Consider the following 20548-nt stretch of genomic DNA (forward strand, 5'->3'; position numbering starts at 1 on the left):
CCCGGAACAAGATCCTGCAGAGCCGGGTTGCCTTCGAGGGCCCCATGAAGATTCCATGCCACAACGATCCCCTGCTCGATATCCTCTTTTCCCATCCTGAGATCGCGGCAGAGCGGGCTCCGCAACGGCCTATCTATTCACGCGCCGAGCGCTATTCCTTCCCGGACCCATCCGATCCCCCCGCAGTCGCCCGGAAGCACCCTCCCGAGCCCTGCATCGTGCCTTTCGTGGGGCCGCCGGCCCCCTGAGCTCCGCCCCGGTCAGGCCTGCTCAAGGCTTGCCGAGGCTGCTCGGTACAGCGCCACGACCTGGTGCTCGCCGCCGTCGTCCCGTAGCACCAGGGTCGCATCGGCCTGCACCTGCCCATCCAGGCTCAGTGAACCGCTGCCGCTGCCGGCCGGACGGACCTCGATCCGATAACGCGTTGCTCCGAATCGGTAGTGCAGGGTATAGCCCGGCCAATGCGCGGGCAGCAGCGGCTGGATGCGCAGTGTGGTGCCGTTGCGCTGCAGGCCCAGCAGGGACTCGACGATCAAGCGGTACATCCACCCGGCCGAACCCGTGTACCAGCTCCAGCCACCACGGCCTGCATGGGGCGCAGCGCCGTAGACGTCCGCCGCCATTACGTAGGGCTCCACCTTGTAGGTTTCGATCCGCGCGGTGCCGTGCTGGCCGGCCGGGTTGATCATGTGCAGCAGCTCCCAGGCCCGCTTGCTGTCGCCGAGCCGGGCGAAGGCCATGCTTGCCCAGACGGCGGCATGCGAGTACTGGCCGCCGTTTTCCCTGACGCCTGGCACATAGCCCTTGATGTAGCCGGGGTCCAGCGAGCTGTGATCGAACGGTGGGTCCAGCAGTAGCACGATGCCGATATCTCGGCGAACCAGATGCTCGTCCAGTGCGGCCATGGCGCGGCGGGCACGGTCGTCCGGCGCGACGCCGGAAAGCACCGCCCAGCTCTGGGCGATGGAGTCGATCCGGCACTCCTCGTTGCGGAACGATCCCAGCGCTTGTCCGTTGTCGAAATAGGCACGTCGATACCAGCCTCCGTCCCAGCCATGTTCTTCCAGGCTGGCACTCAGCAGTTGCGCCTGTTCGGTACAGCGTTGGGCGAACGAGGTGTCATCTTGCAGGTGGGCCATCTCGGCAAATCGCAGCAGGACTTCATGGCCGAAGAAGCCCAGCCAAACGCTTTCCCCCTGTCCCTGCTCGCCCACCCGGTTCATGCCGTCGTTCCAGTCACCGCAACCCATCAGGGGCAGTCCGCGTTCACCGCGCGGCAGGCTGTTCTCTATGGCTCGCACGCAGTGCTGGTACAGGCTTTCCTCCAGAGGCGAGTGGCCCGGCAGATCGTAGTAGGACTCTTCGCCCGCGTTCAGCCGACGACCTTCGATATAGCCGACCTTTTCGTGCAGCACAGTGACGTCCCCGGTGACCTGGACATAGCGGCTTGTGGCCAGCGGCAGCCAGAGGAAATCGTCCGAGCAGCCCGTGCGCACGCCCCTGTTCTGCGGTGGATGCCACCAGTGCTGCACGTCGCCTTCGGGAAACTGGTGCGCGGCGCAGAGCAGCAGGTGACGGCGCGCGGAGCCCGGGTCGGCATGGACCATCGCCATGCAGTCCTGCAGCTGGTCGCGGAAGCCGATGGCACCGCCAGACTGGTAGTAGCCGCTGCGTGCCATGAAGCGGCTGGCGATGACCTGGTACATCAGCCAGCCGTTGGCCATGAAGTCGATGGATGGATCGGGCGTCTCGATACGGACGGCGCCCAGGGTGTCCCGCCAGTACCTGCGCACCTTGTCCAGTTCACTGATGGCGGCCAGGGTGCCCCGATGCTTGAGCAGCAGAAGGTTGGCCGCCTTGGCATCGTTCTCGAAGCCCAGCCGAAAGACGATCTCGCGGCTTTCACCCTCGTCCAGTACCAAGGGCACCTGGAATGCGCCACAAGGGTCCATGCCTGCGCCGGTGCGGCCGGACAGGCGTCCACGTTCCAACGCGGCCGGCGATGCCAGGTTGCCGTTGCGTCCGATGAACTCGGTGCGGTCGCCGGTGAATCCCGGGTTCTCGGCATCGGTGTCGAGGAAGGCCACTCGGCTGGAGAAGTCGATGGAGTAGGCGTTGCGCGCTAGCAGCGCACCGCTGAAGGGGTCAGCTTCGGTGACCAGGTGCATGGCCGATCTGCTGCGCAGGTCGCCGAGCACCCATTCCACGTAGCTGGTCACCGTAAGCCGGCGGGGCCGGCCGGAGCTGTTGCGTACCTTGAGCCGGGAGAACTTGATCGGTGCCTCCAGGGCGACGTAGACCCACAGCTCGGTGTTGATGCCGTTCTCCTCGTGCTCGAAGACGCTGTAGCCGAAGCCGTGGCGAATTCGATATGCGCCGCGGCCCGGGCAGGGCAGGGGGGTTGGCGACCAGTAGTGACCGCTGTCTTCGTCGCGCAGGTAGAGGGCTTCGCCGCTGGGGTCGCTGACCGGGTCGTTGTGCCAGGGCGTGAGCCGGTATTCGTGGGCGTTCTCACCCCAGGTGTATGCGCTGCCGCTTTCGGAGACGACGCTACCGAGCTTCGGGTTCGCCAGTACGTTGACCCAGGGCGCCGGGGTGGGGCGGTCGCGTTGCACGTCGATGATGTATTCGCATCCGTCGGCACTGAAGCCGCCGTAAGCGTTGGTCAGCACCCGTTGCGGTGGGCGCGGCAGGTCTTGCGGCAGTGCACGTGGTTGCGGGGCTGCGGCGGATGGCTCGAAGCGGCCCAGCGATGGTTCGGCCCGGCGCCTTTGGACCTGCTCGGCGAGGCTGCCCTTGCTGTCGTTGATCACCAGGCGTGCCACGGCGAGGATCAGGGTTCGGTCCTCGCCTGAGAGCTGTTGTGCAGGGCGCACGAAGATACCGCCGGGGCGGTCCACCAGGTTGGCCTCGCTGCCGGAGGTGACCAGCCCCATGATCAGGTCCTGAAGGTGCTGGCGGTAGCCGGCCTGGTCCTCGTTCCAGATCACGAGATCCACCGCCAGGCCTTTCTGCCGCCAGTAGGTGTGGGCCTGCACCATCTGCCTGGCCAGTTCGATGCTGGCAGGAGCGGCGATCTGCAGCAGAACGATAGGTAGGTCGCCGGATATGCCTTGACCCCATAGCCCTGACTGGTTGCGCCGGTTGGCAACCAGCGTCGCCTGGTCGGTGCGCAGTGCGGCATTCGCATAGAGGATGCCAGCCGCCATCTGCTCGAACAGGCGGGCATCCGCCATTGTCGCGTTGAGCTGGCGCAACAGCACCTGGCTGTGGGTCCAGGCGAGGTCGAAGACGCGATCGGCCAGATGGCGGTCGCGGTATTTCTCGATCAGGTGCAGGCAGTCTTCGCGACTGTCCGCGATGCCGGTCACCAGGTCGATGGTGGCTGTCTGGTTGGGGTCCAGGGTGATGCGGCAGCGGATGGCCACGATGGGGTCCAGTACCGGGCCGGCGGTGCCGGAGAGCTGTTCCGTGCCTTCGGCCAGGGCCGCCGGAGCTACCACCGTGCGTCCCCTGCCGATGAAACGGGCGCGGTCCGTCTCGTAGGAAATGCTGTCGATGTCCACGCCGTGCGCTGCCAGGAGGTGGCACATCCAGGGCACCGCCTCGTCGCTGGCGCGGGGGCGGCGGGTGCAGACGATGGCCTGTAGCGGACGCAGCAGCTCGGTCTGCACGAAGAGGTTGCTGAAGGCCGGGTGCATCGCGTCACTGAGTGCAGGTGCCAGCACCACCTCGCTATAGCTGGTCAGCTCCAGGCTCCGTCTCGTGCGGCTGCGGTTGGTGAGGTGCAGGCGCCTGAGCTCGATGTCGTCCTCCGGGGATACGACGATCTCCATGTGGCTGTCGAAGTCGCATTCGCGAACACGGAATTCAGCTCGTGCGTCGGTGAAGATGGCTTCATGGAATTCCGGGTGGCGCAGGGTCGGCTGGTGCGCAGCCGACCAGTAGGCGCCGCTGGCGACATCCCGCAGGTAGCAGAACATGCCGTAGCCATCCCGGGTGAAGTCTTCCTGCCAGCGGGTGATCGCCAGGTCGCGCCGTTTGCTGTAACCGCCACCGGCGTTGCTCAGCATCACGTGGTAGCGACCGTTGGAGAGCAGCTGCACGGCGGGGCGTTTGCGGCCTGGATCAGCGTAGACGCGCAGCTTGGTTTCGTTTTGGCGCGTGGCTTCGTCAGCCGGCGCGTTGGTGGCGTGGATGTACTGGACCGCGCTCTTGGGGACACGCTCCTGCAGCAGAAGCAGGGTGGCCTGGAACTGCGGCACGGACTCGAAGCGGCGCTGCATCGGGCGGTCGAGTAGCAGGCAGGTGAGTGCCAGCAGGCTCATGCCCTGGTGGTGGGCCATGAAGGAGCGGACGATGGCCGAGGACTGCCCACGGGGCAGGCGCGCCTCTGTGAAGTCCACCGCCTCATAGAGTCCGAAGCGGCCCGCGAGGCCCAGCGATGCCAGGCGCTGGAGGTTACGGCAGGCGGCTTCGGGCGCCACCATCAGGGCCAGGACACTGGCGTAGGGGGCTACCACCCTGTCTTCGCCGAGGCCGCGCTTGAGGCCCAGCCCCGGTACCCCGAAGGCGCGGTACTGGTAGTTGAACTGTGCGTCGAGGGTGTTGTAGCCCGATTCGGAAACCCCCCAGGGAATGCCGTTCTGATTGCCATGTTCGATCTGCCTGGCCACCGCCGCGCGGCAGCTCTGGTCGAGCAGCGTGCCTTCGTAGCCGGGCATCACCAGCAGGGGCATCAGGTACTCGAACATCGAGCCGGACCAGGACAGAAGCACCGGTACTCCACCATTGCTGGTGAGCAGCCGGCCAAGGGTGAACCAACCCTCTTGCGGCAACTGGCCCTGGGCGATGACGACGAAGTTGGTCAGGCGCATCTCGGAAGCGAGCAGGTCATAGAAGGCGGTGTCGAGCCGACGTTCATCGACGTTGTAGCCGATCACGAAAAGGTCTCGGCGTGTGTCGTAGAGGAAGGTGAAATCCATGTCCGCCAGTGCGGCCGCCATTTCCGCAAGCCGCTCCAGGGCCTGCACACGCCCGGCGGCGAGCGTGCGCACCGCCTGCACCCTGTCCTGGTGTTCGGGGCTCCAGAGGCGGGCGTCCAGTTGGGCCATCCGGCGCCAGGTGCTGTGTTCCGCATCGCTCGCCTGGAGGGGCTCCGGCAGCTGGAAACGCTGCAGCTCCTGCTGCTGGTCCATGCACTGCCCATGCAACTGGTCGATCCAGAATGCTGCGTCCGTCGTGTCCCCTGGTGACAGGAGGCGGGTGGTATCTGCCGTTCTCTGCAGCAGCCCGATCATCCGGGGAATGTCCGCGAGTCCGCTCTGCACGCTCATCGCCTCGGCCTCGCCGCGCAGATCGATCAGCGCACGGGTATCAAGGTCGGTTGCGAGGAGCGCGTCGAGAACGGTGTCGATGCCGTCCATCAGGCCACCGGCCACGCGCCGATCCAGCAGTCGTTCATCAGCCAGTGCCATGAGACCGGGACGCAGGGTCAGCAGCAGTCCGGCAAGGTTGCCGCTGTCGACGGTGGAAACGTAGCGCGGCGGCAAGGGCTGGAGGGTGCGGGTGTCGTACCAGTTGTAGAAGTGGCCGCGATGGCGCTCCAGCCCGGCCATGCTGGCCAGCATCCGCTCCAGGCGATCCAGGAGGCAGCCACCGCTCAGGTAGCCGAAGTCATGGGCGGCCAGATGGGATAGCAGCGCCATGCCCATGTTGGTGGGTGAGGTCCGATGAGCGATGGCGGCACGTGGCTGCTCCTGGATATTGTCCGGTGGCAACCAGTTGTCCTCCGGGCCGACATATTGCTCGAAGAAGGCCCAGGTCTTGCGCGCCAGCACATGCAGGAAACGCAGGTCGTCGGTGGAGCAGGAGAAATGTGCGATCGCCGCGGGGCGACTGAGCCACCAGGCCAGGGCCGGGCTGACCAGCCAGATGGTCAGGAAGGGGCTGGCCAGTACCAGCACGTCGGGGTTGGGCAGCAGCAGAGCCAGCAACGACAGCGCCAGCAGTGGGGCGATCCACAGGCTGCGATAAAGGCCGAGGAACGCGTTGCCGGTGCTTCGCTCCACCTCCCGGGAGGCGTTCCACTCCAGCAGGTGCCTCCTGCTGACCACCATGCGCCACAGGGTCCGGATGATCGCATCGAGGCTATAGAGCGCTTCGTGAGGCAGCCATGCTAGGTTCAGCAGTGCACGGGTGAAGTGCATGCCGGAGGTTCGAAAGGCCGCCGACAGGTGTTCGCGAAGCGGAATCTCGGGGGTTTTGCGCAGTAGCTCCAGCAATGTGTTCAGCAGCGGTTGGGCGAGCACCAGCAGTACCAGTGCAGAGGTCCAGATGTAGGGCTGGGAGGACACCAGCCAGCCCCAGGCGAGCATGCCCAGGAGCGCCACCTGCTCCAGGCTGCGCCGCAGGTTGTCGAGGATCTTCCAGCGTGCGAGGACGCTCAGGCGGTTGCGTTCGGTGCCGCCTTCGGGGCAGGGCGTCCAGGGCAGCGCCCAGGGCAGCAGTTGCCAGTCACCGCGAATCCAGCGGTGACGGCGCTTGACGTCGGCGCTGTAGCGGGCGGGGTGCTCTTCGTAGAGTTGCACGTCACTGAGCAGGCCTGAGCGCGCGTAGCATCCTTCGATCAGGTCGTGGCTGAGGATGCAGTTTTCCGGGAAGCAACCTTCAAGGGCTTGCTCGAACGCATCGATGCAATAGATGCCTTTGCCAATGAAGGAGCCGTGCTGGAACAGGTCCTGGTAGACATCCGACACGACACGCGTGTAAGGGTCCACACCGGCATCGCTGCCGAAAAGGCGGGCATAGGCCGACCTTGCCGTGCTCGGCAGGCTGATGCCGATGCGTGGCTGGAGAATGGCGTAGCCGCTGCTGATATGTCCCAGGCGCGGGTCGAAGGTCGCACGGTTGAGCGGGTGCTCCATGGCGCCGACGAGCTGGCGGGCGACATCGCGTGGCAGCTGGGTGTCGGTATCCAGGGTGATTACGTAGCGGACCGCCGGCAGCGCGTCGATGTCACCGACTATCAGCGCGAAGCGCTCCCGACCTCGTCCTCGGAGCAGCGCATTGAGTTCCGCGAGCTTACCGCGCTTTCGCTCATACCCCATCCAGGTCCGATCGGACGGGTTCCATTGCCGTGGCCGGTGGAGCAGGAAGAAACGATCTCCCTCGCTGTTCGGGTACTTCGCGTTGAGCGCTTTGATCTGCAGCTGCGCCATGCCCAGCAGGCCAGCGTCCGCGTCGATCACCTCGGTGGGGGCGTCCAGGAAATCAGTGAGCAGCGCGAAGTACAGGTTGCCGTCCCGGTTCGCGAGATAGCGGACTTCCAGGCCTTCGGCCAGTTCCTCGACGTCTCCGGCATGGGCGATCAAGGTGGGTATCACGACCAGGGTGCAGGCATCCCTCGGGATGCCCTTGCTGTAGTCCAGGCGTGGCAAGGGGTTGGGTACGACGGTCAGGGTCACCAGCCAGTTCACCAGGCCGATGGCCAGTCGGCTGGTCATCAGCAGCGCGCCGATGGCGAGCGGTACCAGCAGGTAGGTCGGGACGCCATCGCGCCGCGAGGCGTCGATGAATGGCCAGGCAAACGCCAGCGTGAGGAGCAGGGCGGGCGTCAGGAAGAACGCCAGGGGTGCGCTTCGCAGCAGGCGCTGCCAGCGCTGGGCCATTGGGATGCGCGCCGCGATGCTCCGTTCCAGTTCGGCGAGGCCATGGTCGATCAGGTAGTAACCCACGTGCCCGGTCGGGGCCGTCTCCGGGTTGGCGACGCTGAGCAGGACAGCGGCTTCGGCGACGTCCTCTTCGCTGCGGGCACAGGTCCTGGCCAGGCGTTCGACCTCGTGTCGATAGCGGTCGCGGCTGGCGAAGTCCATGAGCGGGTAGATGCCCGCCGGATCTGTGCGTAGCACCTGTTCGACCTGGCTCAGGTTTTCGACGAATTCACGCCAGTCGGTAGCCGAGAGCAGGCGCAGGCTGCCGATGCTGTTGCCGATCGAGACCTGCTCGGCAGCCTGCTGCTGGGCGTCCAGGCGCACCAGGCGCTCGATGCTGAGGCCTCCTTCGGCAAGTGCCTGCTCGATCCACGTCATGGGCAGGACCAGTGCGGCGCTCTGCCCCTGCAGGCGTCTTGTCAGCTCAGCGACGAAGGACGCGGTGAGCGGAGGGGCGGAGCGCGCCATGTCCGCCACTGTCAGCACCACGCTCTTGGCGTCCCGTTCGGCGGTTTCGATAAGGCGGTCGGCCCAGTCGTTGGCCAGGATGTGCTCGTCCCAGTTGACCATCACCCGCGAGGCGACGCGCCGCAGGTTCTCGATCAGCGCCAGGCGCAGCATTATGGGGATCGCCCATAGCTCGCCCAGGGTCAGGGGCGTGACGCTCTGATAGGCCGCGACGAAGCGGCTCAGGCTCTCGCCGTCGACCCGGCCATCCCCATGGGAGATGGTTTCCAGCGCGATGTCGTAGACCCTGGGCAGGCCCGCCGACGGGCCGCTTGCCAGGCGTGGCAGCTCACGACTGTAGCCTCTTGGCAGATGGCTCTTGGCGGTGCGGATGTGCTCTTCGACCAGGTAGAAGTTGTCCAGCAGCCATTCCGCTGCCGGTGTGACGTTCTGGTTCGGCCCGGGAGCGCTGTTGAGGGCCAGGCAACTGCTGGTCAGGGTGATCTCGTTCTGCGCCAGGCGTGCCAGCAACGTATCGCGGACCGGATGCCGGCCTACATGGTGGTGCTGGGCCAGCCAGGCGCCGTATGCGGCCATCTGCTCGCTGCTGAACAGTTCCGCGCGGAGGATGGGCTCATACTCGAATTTGCGTCGTGAGGTACGCCACTGTGCGTAGCGAAAATGCAGGCGCGCCAGCCAGGCGCGGGTACGAATGCTATCCATATGGGTCCCTTGCACGACGCGCCTGCCTATCGAGCGCAGCAGGCGTGGTGGCGGTGAGCCGGGGTAGATGGCTCGATGAAGCGGCGTGTTGCCCGAGGGCAATTTTGAAGGTTGACGAGCCTATCGGGCGGCGTCCGTGTCGTCTGTTCGTTAGCGAACATAGCCGTGTGCGGCGTTGTGGGCAGAGAGGCTGGCTGCGCGCCGGTCTCCTGTGCGGTGCGGCATCGTCCGAAGAAGGTGGCGCCGAAGTGATGACGGCTGGCACAGCTGGCGAAACGAATTCAACTGCTGCGAACAGAGTGAGCCGGCGCTTACACTGGCGGCTCCGCAACCACGGCTTCCGCTCGACACATGGCCAACCGACCGCACATACGACCCGCCCTGGATGGGGACATCGCCGCCCTCTGCGCGCTGGACCCCATCGCCTGCCCGGAACAGGGCCGTAGGCACTTCATCGCCACCGCCGTGGCCGCCGGCCAGTGCTGGGTCGCCACCGAGGCGGACGCTGCATCGGCGCTGCTCGGCTACGGGGTGATCAACGACGCCTTCTTCGAGCAGGACTTCATCCCGCGGCTGGTGGTGAGGGAGTCGGCGCGGCGTCGCGGCATCGCCTCCGCCCTGATCGGCGCGCTGGAGGGGCAGGGCACCGGCGCCAAGATGTTCACCTCCACCAACGCCTCCAACGCGCCGATGCGCGGCCTGCTCGCCAAGCTGGGCTTCGTTCCCAGCGGCCATATCGACAACCTGGACGAGGGCGACCCCGAGCTGGTCTTCGTCAAGTTCCGCCCGCGCGCCCAGGGCGCCTGATCGCAGGGTCAGCGGCTTGCGGGACATACCCACGATAAGGACATCGACAGCACCATGAGCAATCCGGAACAACTCCATCGCGACGGCTATGCACTGCTGCGCCAGGCGGTCCCCGCCGAGTGGCTGGATGCGCTGCGCGCCACCTTCGATGCCGGCGTGAAGCCCTCGGACCAATGGCCCGTACCGCGCGGCAGGGACTGGCGCCACTCGCTGCTGGACCATGATCCGAGGGTGCGGGCGGTGTGCCGCCTGCCGTCGCTGCTGGCGGTGGTGGGCGAGTTGATCGGCGAGCGCTTCTTCCTCGCCCAGGCGGAAGGCCGCGAGCCGCTGGCGGGCGGCGGCCACCAGCCGTTGCACCGTGACCTCTCCACGTACCGCCCGGGCGACATCGCCAACGCCCTGGTCTTCCTCGACGACTACGGCCCCGGCAACGGCGCCACCCGCATCGTGCCCGCCAGCCACCGACCGGCGCCGGGCGAGATGCCGTTCGACTTCAGCGACGAGTCCCGCTCCGTGCCGCTTTCCGGCACAGCGGGGGACATCCTCGTGTTCGACGTCGACCTGGTGCATGCGGGCAGCCTGAACCTGCTCGGCACGCGCCGCCGCTCCGTCCTCATCGCCTACTACGCCGGGGCGCTGCATGCGTCGCACCTGCAGACGGCGGGCCTGCGGGGTGTCCGGATGGAGGCGGTGGAGTGGTTCGAGCCGCCGGCGGCAGGATCAGATCGAACCCAGGTCGACCCGTTCGGATAGCGCTTGCGCGGCCTCCTTGCGCTCCGAATAGCGATCCACCAGCTCGGGATGATCCCTCAGTAGCCGCGTGAACCGCACCAGCTCCTCCATCACATCGACGACGCGATCGTAGTAGGCGGACGGCTTCATGCGGCCGGCGTCGTCGAACTCCATGTAGGCCTTCGGCACCGAGGACTGGTTGGGGATGGTGAACATGCGCATCCAGCGACCCAGGATGCGCAGCTGGTTGACGGCATTGAACGACTGCGAGCCGCCGCAGACCTGCATCACTGCCAGCGTCTTGCCCTGTGTGGGCCGAATGGCACCCAGGGCCAGGGGAACCCAGTCGATCTGGGCCTTGAACACGGCCGATACCGCACCGTGACGCTCGGGCGAACACCACACCTGGCCCTCCGACCAGAGGATCAGGTCACGCAGCTCCTGGACCTTGGGATGCTCCACCGGCGCATCGTCCGGTAGCGGCAGGCCGGAGGGATTGAACAGGCGTGTTTCCGCGCCGAAGTGCTCCAGCAGTCGCGCCGCTTCTTCGGTCAGCAGGCGGCTGAAGGAACGCTCCCTCGTCGAGCCGTAGAGCAGCAGGATGCGCGGCTTGTGCAGGCTGGCCTCATGGGCCGGTGGTGGTGCGTCGAACAGGGTCGGATCGAGATTCGGTAGGGGGTCTTTCATCGCTCGCGCTCGCTCAAAGGGTGCCGATCCTGTCCAGCTCACGCTTGAGCGCCTCGCGCCCCAGTTGCCCGAAGGGCAAGGCGAAGAAGGCGCGGCAGCGCGCGTCGATGCGTGCCAGCGTGGCCCGGAAGGCCGCCACCTGCTCTTCGTCACCGTGCACCTCGGAGGGGTCTTCCAGGCCCCAATGGGTTTTCAGCGCCGGGCCGAAGTACACCGGGCAGGCTTCACCCGCCGCCTTGTCGCAGACGGTGATGACGATGTCCGGCGGATCGTTCTCGAAGGCATCGTTGCCCTTGCTGCTCAGCCCGTCGATGGCGATGCCGGCCTGCTGGAGGGTCGTGAGGCTGCGTGGCAGCACCTGGCCCTTGGGGAAGCTCCCGGCGCTGACGGCCTCGAAACCCTCGGGCGCCAGGTGGTTGAACAGGGCTTCGGAAAGGATGCTGCGGCAGCTGTTGGCCGTGCACATGAAGAGGACTCGCATGCGGTGCTCCATTCGTTCAGATGGCCAGGCGCAGGGCCAGGGCCGAGAGAGTGATCAACAGGACCGGCAAGGTCAGCAGGATGCCGACCCTGAAGTAGTACCCCCAGGTGATGCGGATGCCCTTGCGCTCCAGTACGTGCAGCCAGAGCAGGGTGGCCAGGCTGCCGATGGGGGTGATCTTCGGGCCCAGGTCGCAGCCGATGACGTTCGCGTAGATCATCGCCTCGCGCACGATGCCGCTGGCTTCGCTGGCCTGGATGGAGAGGGCGCCGATCAGCACGCTGGGCATGTTGTTCATGACCGATGACAGGGCCGCCGACAGCAGCCCGGTGCCCAGGGCCGCGGCCCATGGGCCCTGCTCGGCGAGGCGGTTCAGAACCTGGGTGAGGGCGTCGGTCAGGCCGGCGTTCTTCAGGCCGTAGACCACCAGGTACATGCCCAGCGAGAAGACCACGACCTGCCAGGGGGCTTCCCGCAGCACCCGGCGCGTGGAAATGACGTGTCCCCTGGCCGCCACGGCGAAGAGGATGGCCGCGCAGATGGCCGCTACCACGCTGATGGGGATGCCCAGCGGCTCGAGGGCGAACAGGCCCACCAGCAGCAACAGCAGCACCCACCAGCCGACGACGAAGGTCGGACGGTCGCGGATCGCCTCGACGGGTGCCTTCAGGCCCTCGGGGGCGAAGCGTCCCGGGATGTCTCGGCGGTAGAACAGGTAGAGGACCAGCAGTGTCGCCGCGACGCTGACCAGGTTGACCGGCACCATCACCGAGGCGTACTCGGCGAAGCCCAGGCCGAAGTAGTCCGCCGAGACGATGTTCACCAGGTTCGACACCACCAGGGGGAGGCTGGCGGTATCGGCGATGAACCCGGCCGCCATGACGAAGGCCAGCGTCGTCGCGGCGCTGAAGCGCAGCGCCAGCAGCATCGAGATGACGATGGGGGTGAGGATCAGCGCAGCCCCGTCGTTGGCGAACAGTGCGGATACGGCGGCGCCCAGCAATACGCAGAAAGCGAACAGGCGATGGCCGCTGCCACCCGCCCAGCGGGCCACGTGCAGCGCGGCCCACTCGAAGAAGCCGGCCTCGTCGAGCAACAGGCTGATGATGATGACCGCGATGAAGGTCGCGGTGGCGTTCCACACGATGGCCCAGACGGTGGGGATGTCCTGCAGCGATACCGCCCCGGCGACGAGGGCGAGGAGGGCGCCCAGCGCAGCACTCCAGCCAACGCCAAGCCCCCTGGGTTGCCAGATGACCAGGACCAGGGTGAGCAGGAAAACGGCAGCGGCAATCAGCATGGGGGCTCTTCCAGGCGGGGTCAGCAGCAGGTGCGGACAGGGCGTCCATCCATGTCGCAAAGGCGGGCGGTGTTGCTCGCCAGCCAGTCGGCATTGGCTTGCAGGGTGGCCTCGAGTACCTCAGCGGCCCAGGCCGGCAGCGCCGGGTTGAGCCGGTAATAGACCCATTGCCCCTGGCGGCGGTCGAGCAACAGGCCGCTGCTACGCAGCAGGGCCAGGTGACGGGATACCTTGGGCTGGCTTTCGTCCAGCGCGCACATCAGCTCGCAGACGCACAGCTCTCCGTGGGCGGTGATCAGCAATGTGGCGCGTGCGCGGGTCTCGTCGGCCAGGCACTTGAACAGCTCGGGCGGGGTCAGCACGGCAGCTTCCTATTGCATATGGATTTTCGAATATACGGAAATCCATATGTGCTGGAAACCCCAGGTTTCATGGGCATCGCCCGCCCGGCCGTGCGAGGGGCGACCGGTCGCGGCGCGCCGCGATCACTCCTTGCGCTTGCGGATCGCTCGGCGCGGGCGGGGTTGTTCGGCCTGCACGTGCAGGTAGGACAGCACGCTCTCGGTGAGCTCGGCGGCGAGTTTCACCGCTTCCTTGTTGCGGGTCATGACGGCGGCGACGAGGCTTTCGATCAGGGCCAGCACCACGGTGTTGGAGCTGATCAATACCGGGTGGTCGGCGGGCGCGAAGAGCACCTGCTCGGCCAGCCGTACCAGGGGGGATGCCGGCGAGTCGGTGATGGCCAGTACCCGCGCCCCTCGCTCGTTGGCGAAACGCGCGAGGTGGATGGTGTCCAGCGAATAGCGTGGCAGCGAGATGGCCAGCAGCACGTCGTGCTCGGTGATCGCCGCGAGGCGGTAGGCCGCATTCTCGTTGCCGCCTTCCATGCTGATGGCCACCGCGTCGGCGCAATAGGGCATCAGGTTCGCCGCGGCCAGGCCGGCCATGTAGGCGCTGTTGCCGAACCCGAGGATGTAGATGCGGCGGGCCTGGGTCAGGCAGTCGACGAAGGCCTCGAAGGTGCTGGGGCTGTTGCTGCTCGCCGCCGACCCCAGGTTGCCACTGGCGACCTGGATCTGTTCATGCAGGCCGAAGGCGCCGTCCGGGCGCTGTGCCAGCTCGTTGCGCAACTTGTCCACGGGGGAGACCAGGTCCTGCAGCGTGCTCACCAGGGCGGCCTTCAGGGCGGTGAAGCCGGGCAGCTTGAGTGCGCGGGCCAGGCGATTGACTGCCGCCGCCGAGGTCGAGGTTTCCTGCGCCAGCTCCTCGATGGTCAGCGTCGCCGCCTTGAGCGGGTGGCGAAGGATGAAGTCCGCCACCTTGCGCAGCGACGGTTGCAGGTCCGGCGAGGCCGATGCCAGCTTTCGCATCATCGGCGAGGTGTAGACAGTCAGATCGTTCGGAGCTGGAGTCATGGCGGTCGCTGAGTTCGGTCTGGAGGGCGGGTGGGCGAGTGTATCCGATGGCGGCGGATCCCAGGCAGCCCTAGTCGCTCAGCAGGCGGCCGCTGCGGATGGGGGAGGCGCCGGCCACCTTGGCCAGCCAGAGCCCGGGCTGGGCGAAGCGCAGGCGTTCCCGCGCATAGAGGATGCCGGTGGTGCTCGCCCGTACCACGCTTCGCTGGCCGGAAAGGGGGTCGATGACTTCGAACAGCGGGTCACCCGGGCAAACCCGTGCTCCCAGCGGCTGCAGGTAGCTGACGACGCCGGTGTGCGGGGCATAGGCATATTCGGCGCCGGCGAAGGGCAGGGCGAGGCAGTCCTGCTCGGGCTCCTCGGGCCATTCGCCGTCGATGAAGCCCTCCCGGGCCAGGAAGGCCAGGATGGCCTCGGCGCTGTGCCTGGCGCGATCAGGCTCGGTATCGGCCATGCCGCCCAGCTCCAGTGTCGCGGCCACGCACGCCTGGGGAATCGGGTGTCCGGGAAAGGCGGCCGCCAGTTTCAGCCAGGGGCCGGCGCAGGCTTCGTCGAACGAGAAGCCGCCGGAGTCTTCTGCCAGCAGGGCGACCCGGGCGCGCAGGTGCGCCGCCAGGCCGCGCAGCGCAGGCCACACCTGAGGCAGGGCGTACAGCAACAGCACCGACTCGAAGTCGCAGTGCAGGTCGAGCACCAGGTCGGCCGTGCAGGCGTGGCGCAGCAGCAGGCGTTGCAAGCCCTCCAGGGGGGACGCGGGCGGCGGGAGCTGCCCGAGCGCATCGGCCATGGCTTCACGCAGCAGCCGGGCGTTGTGGTCGGCGTCCTGGCCGAGGTGCCGCTCGAGGGTGGGGATGACGAGCGAAGCCAGGTCGGGGAAGTCGCGGTTGAAGTTGCGCCCGCTGGCGAAGTCGAAGCGCCCCTGGTGGGTGCCCTGTATGACCTGGGCCAGCCCGATGGGGTTGGCCACGGGGACCAGTTCCACGCGGCCCAGCAGTCGCCCGGCCTCCTCGAGCTCGGCAAGGCGCCCGCGCAGCTCCGCCGCGACCCGCATGCCGGGCAGTTCGTCGGCGTGCAGCGCCGCCTGGATGTAAGCCTTGCGCGGGCCCTGGCCGAACGCGAAGAGGGTCAGGCGGCGCTCCGTTCCGGGTGTGCTCCAGGGAAGTGAATGCTCGATCCGATGCATGGGAAACCTGATGTCTGGGCAGAAAAAAGGGGCACCCGGTCGTGCCGGACACCCCTGCGGAGCAGGCTCTTACTGGCCGTAGATGTCGTAGGCGAAGTACTTGTCCTGAACCTCCTTGTACTTGCCGTTCTCGCGGAGGGCGGCGATGGCGTTGCTGAACTTCTCGGCCGTGGCCTTATCGCCCTTGCGCACGGCGATGCCGGCTCCGTTGCCGAAGTACTTGGGGTCGTTGAAGTCGGGGCCGACCAGGGCGAAATCCTTGCCTTCCGGCGTCTTGAGGAAGCCCTCGCCGATGTTCACCACGTCGGCCAGGGAGGCATCGATGCGGCCGGAGGCCAGGTCGAGGAAGGCTTCGTTCTGCGAGCCGTAGCGCACCACTTCGATGCCCGCGTCCGCGAATTTGTCGCTCGCGTAGCGATCGTAGGTCGACGCGCGCTGCACGCCGACCCGCTTGCCCTTGAGGTCCACCAGCGGGTCCTTGACCTCGGTGCCGGCCTTCATCACCAGCTTGCCGGGGGTGTGGTAGTACTTCTTGGTGAAGTCCACGGCCTTCAGGCGATCCGGGGTGATCGACATGGAGGACAGCACGGCGTCGACCTTGCGCACCTTGAGCGAAGGGATGAGGCCGTCGAAGGCCTGCTCGACCCACTCGCACTTGACCTGCATTTCGGCACACAGGGCATTGCCGATGTCGTAGTCGAATCCGCTGATCTGGCCGTCCGGTGTCTTGAAGGCGAAGGGCGGGTAGGCAGCCTCGATACCGATGCGCAGGGTGTCCTGGGCGTGTGCCAGGGATGCGCAGGCGGAGAGCGCCAGGGCGCCGAGCAGAGCGATCTTGTTCATCTTATGACTCCAGTTGCGGATGGTTGGGTCCCGCCGGTGCGGCGGGATTGAGGCTTCGCGGTGCGACGAACGCCGGAGCCCGGCCCTGGCTGGGGCGGGCCCCGGCGCCCCTCGGCGAGGTGGCCTGGCTCGTTGCGTGGTGCTTGCGATGAGTGACGCGTTTTGTGTCAGCAAAGCTAATTAGAAGAATTATTCGTGTCAATGCGTGTTTTTGCTGAAAAAATAATTTCATCCCGCGCATCTTCCCTGGAAGGCGCTTTCCAATGGGATTTCTGTTTTAAAAGCTGGCCGTCTGGACGGATTCGAGGGCGATGAGAGGGGTTGTGGTTGACTTTTTGTTGATATAAAAAATTTCACAAATTGCTTTCGGTGAATTTCTTTGATTCATTCGAAAGGTCCGCACCTATCCTCAGAAGAGCAACAAGAAATGAGAATGCTGACCAAGCCGGGCGTGCTGCTTGCCGCCCTGATCCTCGCCGGCCATTGCGCGCCGAGCCGAGCCGAAGGCCACCTGCTGGCGGTAGGCGGCATGTTGCGTGCCAGCAACACCGCGGTTTACCAGAAGCTCATCGAGCTGGCCGGCGGTGTCGAGCGGGCACGCATAGCGATCATGCCCACGGCCAGCGGCAGCCTGGGCTCCAGCAAACGCTTCCAGGCCGAGCTGCAGGCGCTCGGGGTACCGGCCGAACGCATCACCATCGTGGGTATCGACAAGCAGAACTACCAGAGGACCATGAACGACCCGGCGGTGCTCGAGCCCCTGGGCGAAGCCAGCGCCGTCTGGTTCGTCGGTGGTGATCAGGCGCGTATCGCCCGTGCGCTGTACAACGCCGATGGCAGCGAGTCGCTGACGCTCAAGGCGGTGCGTGGCGTGTTCGACAAGGGCGGCGTGGTGGCCGGCACCAGTGCCGGGGCGAGCATTCTCGGCAGCACCATGCCGACCGCCTACGGCGTGGTCATGGACACGCTGGATTTCGGCGTGGCAGCCAGGGCCGACCAGCGCGGCACCGCGCTGCTCAAGGGGGCAGGGCTGTTCAAGGCCGGCATCATCGACCAGCACTTCGACCGCATCGAAGAGACCAGCACCGGGCGCGCCGCGCGCATGGCCAGCTACCTGGTCGGCCAGCAGCCGGCCAGGGGATTCGGCCTGGATACCAATACCGCCATCTGGGTGCAGCCCGGCGGCGAGTTGCAGGTGCTGGGCGAGGGCTACCTCACGGTGATGGACGCCAGCCAGGCGCGCAAGGAGTTCGGCCTGTACGGCACGCGCTTGCAGAACGTACGGCTGGCCATGCTCGGCAACGGCGACCGCTACGACCTGGCGACCGGCAAGGTGCAACCGGCCGAGGGCCAGGAAGCCATAGTGGCGGGCAACGAATACCTGGTGGGCAACCAACTGATCACGGACCTTTCCGCGGTTTCCGCCATGTCGCGAGCGGTGCTCTACGGCCTGGCCGACAACACCGCCACCCGCCAGGTGGGGTTGATGACCCGCTACAACCCGGCCAACGGCTACCACTACGGCTATCGCTTCGAGTTCAGCGAGGCTCCGGGCTTCCTGGCCCACAGCGGCTTCCAGGATTCGCTGACCCGCTACACGGTGCAGAACGTGCGCCTGGACATCGCCCCGGTGGATGCCTTCCTCGGCGACCCGGCGCGCAGCGGCCCGCAGGACGCCGTCAGCAGCCGTTGGCCGGATGCGGTTCGCGCGGTGAGCTTCCGTGGCCTGATGACCAGCGATGCGACGAACCACTTCGAACCCAAGCGTGCACTGACCCGCTTCGAGCTGGCCAACGCCTTGCAGATGACGCTGGCCGCCGAACCCGTCCCGGACCGGTTGCCGACGCTCAGTGACGTCAAGCGCAACCATCCGCTTCGCGAGCAGATCGAGGTCGTGGTGTCCAACGGCTGGTTGCCGGCCGGGGAACGCTTCGATGGCGAACGCGAGGTGACCCGCGCGGAATGGGCCCTGGCCTGCAAGGCGCTGGTCGAGGGCTTCGCCGGGACGCGCCTGCAAAGCCGCTCGCCGCTGACGGACCTGGGCGGAGTCGATCCTGCCGTCGCCGAGGCTGCCGAACTGCTGGTGGGCGAGGGCTGGATGGCTGCCGAGTCCGGTCGGTTCCGCCCGCAGGCGACGGTCAGCCGCGAAGAGGCTGCCCGCACCCTGGCCCGCCTGATAGGGCTCGCCAAACCTTCCTGACCCCCTGTTCCCAAACCTGCTTCGCCCCGTCGTGACGGGGCGGACGGACAGCCTTTGCCCGTGAAATCCCAAACGAGAGGCACCGATGCAATTGAACAACCTGGAGCTGTTCGCCCTGGACAAGCTGCTGCACGACCACGAGATCGCCGGCCAGGTCCTCCACGACGCCGGGGCCCGCGTGCTGGAGCGTGTCGAGACCCGTGACGGTTTCTTCGCGGTGATCGAGCTGCAGCAACGCCTGCGGGATGTCGGCGAGCTCTCCGAACGCGAGTGGAAATTCAGGCTGAAGAGCCCGAGGAAGGCCGCGGGTTACTTCGTCTGCTGGCCCGATGGCGAGTCGACCCTGTGCCTGGAGGCGGTGATCAGCCAGGGCCGGCGCCCGGACGTGCTGACGGCGGAGCTCTTCGCCTGACCGGGCAAAACCAGAAAGGGCCCGAGGGCCCAGCCACCACAACAACACCAAGAACGGAGTAAGGCATGAACCTCGTGAAACTGAGTTGTCTCGCACTGGCGGTCGCTGCGGCCGGGAGTCAGCTGGCCGTTGCCGGCCAGGCCGAGTCCAAGGGCTTCGTCGACGACAGCGCGCTGAAGCTGCTCAATCGCAACTACTACTTCAACCGCGATTTCAAGAACCAGCCCGGTAGCCAGAGCTACCGCGAGGAGTGGGCCCATGGCGTGATGGCCGAGTTCGCCTCGGGCTTCACCCAGGGGCCCGTCGGCTTCGGGGTCGATGCCTATGGCTACCTGGGGATCAAGCTCGACAGCGGCCGTGGTCGGGCCGGCACGGGCCTGCTGCCGATCAGCGACGAGGGGCGCGCGCAGGATGAGTACGGCGAGGCCGGCGGGGCGGCGAAGCTGCGGATCTCGAAGACGACCCTCAAGTACGGCGAGATGCGCACCGAGGCGCCGGTGTTCGCCACGGCGCACAGCCGCCTGCTGCCGGAAACCGCGACGGGTTTCCATATCGCCAGCGGCGAGATCGAGGGCCTGGCCCTGGAGGCCGGTCACTTCACCGCCTACAACAACCGCAACTCGACCAACAGCGACGAAGAGCTGTACCTCAACTACGGCAGTGGTGAGGTCGGCAAGACCATCGACTTCGCCGGCGGCTCCTACGCCGTCAGCGATGACCTGTCCGTGGCGTTGTATGCCTCGCGCTTCGAAGACACCTGGAACCAGTACTACGGCAACCTCAACTACACCCTGGGCATCAGCGAAGGGCAGAGCCTGAACGTCGATTTCAACCTGTACCGCACCGGCGATACGGGCGATGCCCTGCAGGGCGACATCAGCAACACCACGTACAGCCTGGCGGCCACCTACGCGCTGGGTTCGCACTCCATCCTGCTGGCCTACCAGCGCGTCGACGGCGACACCCCGTTCGACTATGTGGGAGGCGATTCGATCTTCCTCTCCAACTCCATGCAGTTCTCCGATTTCAACGCGCCCAACGAGCGGTCCTGGCGCATCGGCTACGGCTACGACTGGGCCGGCCTCGGCGTGCCGGGCCTGACCACCAAGGTCACCTACGTCAAGGGCACCGACATCGACGGCACCGATGCGGATGCGAACGGCGGCTACGCCGGCTTCTACGGCGAGGACGGCGAACACAGCGAGACCGACATCGACATCAAGTACGTCGTCCAGGACGGGCCGGCCAAGGATCTCTCGGTGCGCCTGCGCCAGGCCTTCCACTACGCCAACGAGGACCAGGGCGAGGGGGATCTGCATGAGTTCCGCGTGATCGTCGACTACCCGCTGAGCATCCTCTGACGCTGTGGCCCGCGCGCTCGCGGGCCGTTTCCAGGGCGCCGGCCGCCGTCCCTCGGGCACGGATGCCGGCCGCTTCGATTGCAAGGTCCGCTCGATTGCTCCTTTGGCCTTGGGGCGCCTGCCCGGCGCCTTTTTTTCCACGGGCGTCGCTCATGGGAATGCCCTGCCTGCGGTCGGGCCCGCATGCGGCTCCGGGCACCCGCGCTTCCCAGGCTTCTGCGCCCATCGATCCGCCGTTTTCGCAG

General features: G+C 66.6%; 13 protein-coding genes. 5 read left to right on the forward strand and 8 right to left on the reverse strand.

Annotation, left to right across the window (positions count from 1 at the left end; all coding sequences use genetic code 11):
• Nucleotides 1–260: 260 nt before the first annotated feature.
• Nucleotides 261–8882 (reverse strand): glycoside hydrolase family 94 protein, encoded by an 8622-nt coding sequence (locus tag DMX10_RS06110; RefSeq protein WP_111260254.1) that lies wholly within the window; start codon nt 8880–8882, stop codon nt 261–263.
• A 351-nt stretch (nt 8883–9233) separates the two neighbouring features.
• On the opposite strand from DMX10_RS06110, the gene DMX10_RS06115 reads away from it, so the two are divergent.
• Both DMX10_RS06115 and DMX10_RS06120 read left to right on the forward strand, forming a co-directional pair.
• Nucleotides 9234–9689, forward strand: a complete 456-nt coding sequence (locus DMX10_RS06115) for a GNAT family N-acetyltransferase (protein ID WP_111260255.1) — start codon at nt 9234–9236, stop codon at nt 9687–9689.
• Between the two features lie 54 nt (nt 9690–9743).
• Nucleotides 9744–10442 (forward strand): phytanoyl-CoA dioxygenase family protein, encoded by a 699-nt coding sequence (locus DMX10_RS06120; RefSeq protein ID WP_111260256.1) that lies wholly within the window; start codon nt 9744–9746, stop codon nt 10440–10442.
• Here DMX10_RS06120 and arsH read toward each other — a convergent pair.
• The 7 genes from arsH to DMX10_RS06155 form a co-directional block, all read right to left on the reverse strand.
• Entirely contained in the window at nt 10410–11108 is a 699-nt protein-coding gene (arsH, locus tag DMX10_RS06125) for an arsenical resistance protein ArsH (RefSeq protein ID WP_111260257.1), read from the reverse strand. The two genes, DMX10_RS06120 and arsH, sit on opposite strands and share 33 nt — an antisense overlap.
• A gap of 13 nt (nt 11109–11121) precedes the next feature.
• Complete coding sequence (locus DMX10_RS06130) at nt 11122–11589, reverse strand: arsenate reductase ArsC (protein ID WP_111260258.1); 468 nt, start codon at nt 11587–11589, stop codon at nt 11122–11124.
• A 16-nt stretch (nt 11590–11605) separates the two neighbouring features.
• Nucleotides 11606–12889, reverse strand: a complete 1284-nt coding sequence (locus DMX10_RS06135; protein ID WP_111260259.1) for an arsenic transporter — start codon at nt 12887–12889, stop codon at nt 11606–11608.
• Between the two features lie 20 nt (nt 12890–12909).
• Entirely contained in the window at nt 12910–13251 is a 342-nt protein-coding gene (locus DMX10_RS06140; protein WP_111260260.1) for a metalloregulator ArsR/SmtB family transcription factor, read from the reverse strand.
• A 123-nt stretch (nt 13252–13374) separates the two neighbouring features.
• Nucleotides 13375–14304 (reverse strand): MurR/RpiR family transcriptional regulator, encoded by a 930-nt coding sequence (locus DMX10_RS06145; RefSeq protein WP_111260261.1) that lies wholly within the window; start codon nt 14302–14304, stop codon nt 13375–13377.
• Between the two features lie 70 nt (nt 14305–14374).
• A complete protein-coding gene (locus tag DMX10_RS06150; RefSeq protein ID WP_111260262.1) occupies nt 14375–15487 on the reverse strand; it encodes a succinylglutamate desuccinylase/aspartoacylase family protein in 1113 nt (370 codons plus the stop codon).
• A 69-nt stretch (nt 15488–15556) separates the two neighbouring features.
• Entirely contained in the window at nt 15557–16330 is a 774-nt protein-coding gene (locus tag DMX10_RS06155) for an ABC transporter substrate-binding protein (protein ID WP_111260263.1), read from the reverse strand.
• A 433-nt stretch (nt 16331–16763) separates the two neighbouring features.
• Here DMX10_RS06155 and DMX10_RS06160 point away from each other — a divergent pair, with 433 nt between their 5' ends.
• From DMX10_RS06160 to DMX10_RS06170, 3 genes are all read left to right on the forward strand, one after another.
• The gene (locus tag DMX10_RS06160) at nt 16764–18530 is read left to right on the forward strand and encodes a cyanophycinase (protein ID WP_236205543.1); all 1767 of its coding nucleotides are present in this window, start codon (nt 16764–16766) and stop codon (nt 18528–18530) included.
• Between the two features lie 85 nt (nt 18531–18615).
• Entirely contained in the window at nt 18616–18942 is a 327-nt protein-coding gene (locus tag DMX10_RS06165) for a hypothetical protein (protein WP_111260265.1), read from the forward strand.
• A gap of 65 nt (nt 18943–19007) precedes the next feature.
• Nucleotides 19008–20303, forward strand: coding sequence for an OprD family porin (locus DMX10_RS06170; protein WP_111260266.1), 1296 nt, complete (start codon nt 19008–19010; stop codon nt 20301–20303).
• Nucleotides 20304–20548 lie beyond the last annotated feature (245 nt).

It is taken from the genome of Pseudomonas sp. 57B-090624 (assembly GCF_003234055.1).
Taxonomy (GTDB): Bacteria; Pseudomonadota; Gammaproteobacteria; order Pseudomonadales; family Pseudomonadaceae; genus Metapseudomonas; species Metapseudomonas tohonis.

What these genes read in the sequence shown, in the direction of transcription:
- DMX10_RS06110 (WP_111260254.1), bottom strand. Translation starts at nt 8,882, where the DNA reads ATGGATAGCATTCGTACCCGCGCCTGGCTGGCGCGCCTGCATTTTCGC.
- DMX10_RS06115 (WP_111260255.1), top strand. Translation starts at nt 9,234, where the DNA reads ATGGCCAACCGACCGCACATACGACCCGCCCTGGATGGGGACATCGCC.
- DMX10_RS06120 (WP_111260256.1), top strand. Translation starts at nt 9,744, where the DNA reads ATGAGCAATCCGGAACAACTCCATCGCGACGGCTATGCACTGCTGCGC.
- arsH (WP_111260257.1), bottom strand. Translation starts at nt 11,108, where the DNA reads ATGAAAGACCCCCTACCGAATCTCGATCCGACCCTGTTCGACGCACCA.
- DMX10_RS06130 (WP_111260258.1), bottom strand. Translation starts at nt 11,589, where the DNA reads ATGCGAGTCCTCTTCATGTGCACGGCCAACAGCTGCCGCAGCATCCTT.
- DMX10_RS06135 (WP_111260259.1), bottom strand. Translation starts at nt 12,889, where the DNA reads ATGCTGATTGCCGCTGCCGTTTTCCTGCTCACCCTGGTCCTGGTCATC.
- DMX10_RS06145 (WP_111260261.1), bottom strand. Translation starts at nt 14,304, where the DNA reads ATGACTCCAGCTCCGAACGATCTGACTGTCTACACCTCGCCGATGATG.
- DMX10_RS06150 (WP_111260262.1), bottom strand. Translation starts at nt 15,487, where the DNA reads ATGCATCGGATCGAGCATTCACTTCCCTGGAGCACACCCGGAACGGAG.
- DMX10_RS06155 (WP_111260263.1), bottom strand. Translation starts at nt 16,330, where the DNA reads ATGAACAAGATCGCTCTGCTCGGCGCCCTGGCGCTCTCCGCCTGCGCA.
- DMX10_RS06160 (WP_236205543.1), top strand. Translation starts at nt 16,764, where the DNA reads ATGCTGACCAAGCCGGGCGTGCTGCTTGCCGCCCTGATCCTCGCCGGC.
- DMX10_RS06165 (WP_111260265.1), top strand. Translation starts at nt 18,616, where the DNA reads ATGCAATTGAACAACCTGGAGCTGTTCGCCCTGGACAAGCTGCTGCAC.
- DMX10_RS06170 (WP_111260266.1), top strand. Translation starts at nt 19,008, where the DNA reads ATGAACCTCGTGAAACTGAGTTGTCTCGCACTGGCGGTCGCTGCGGCC.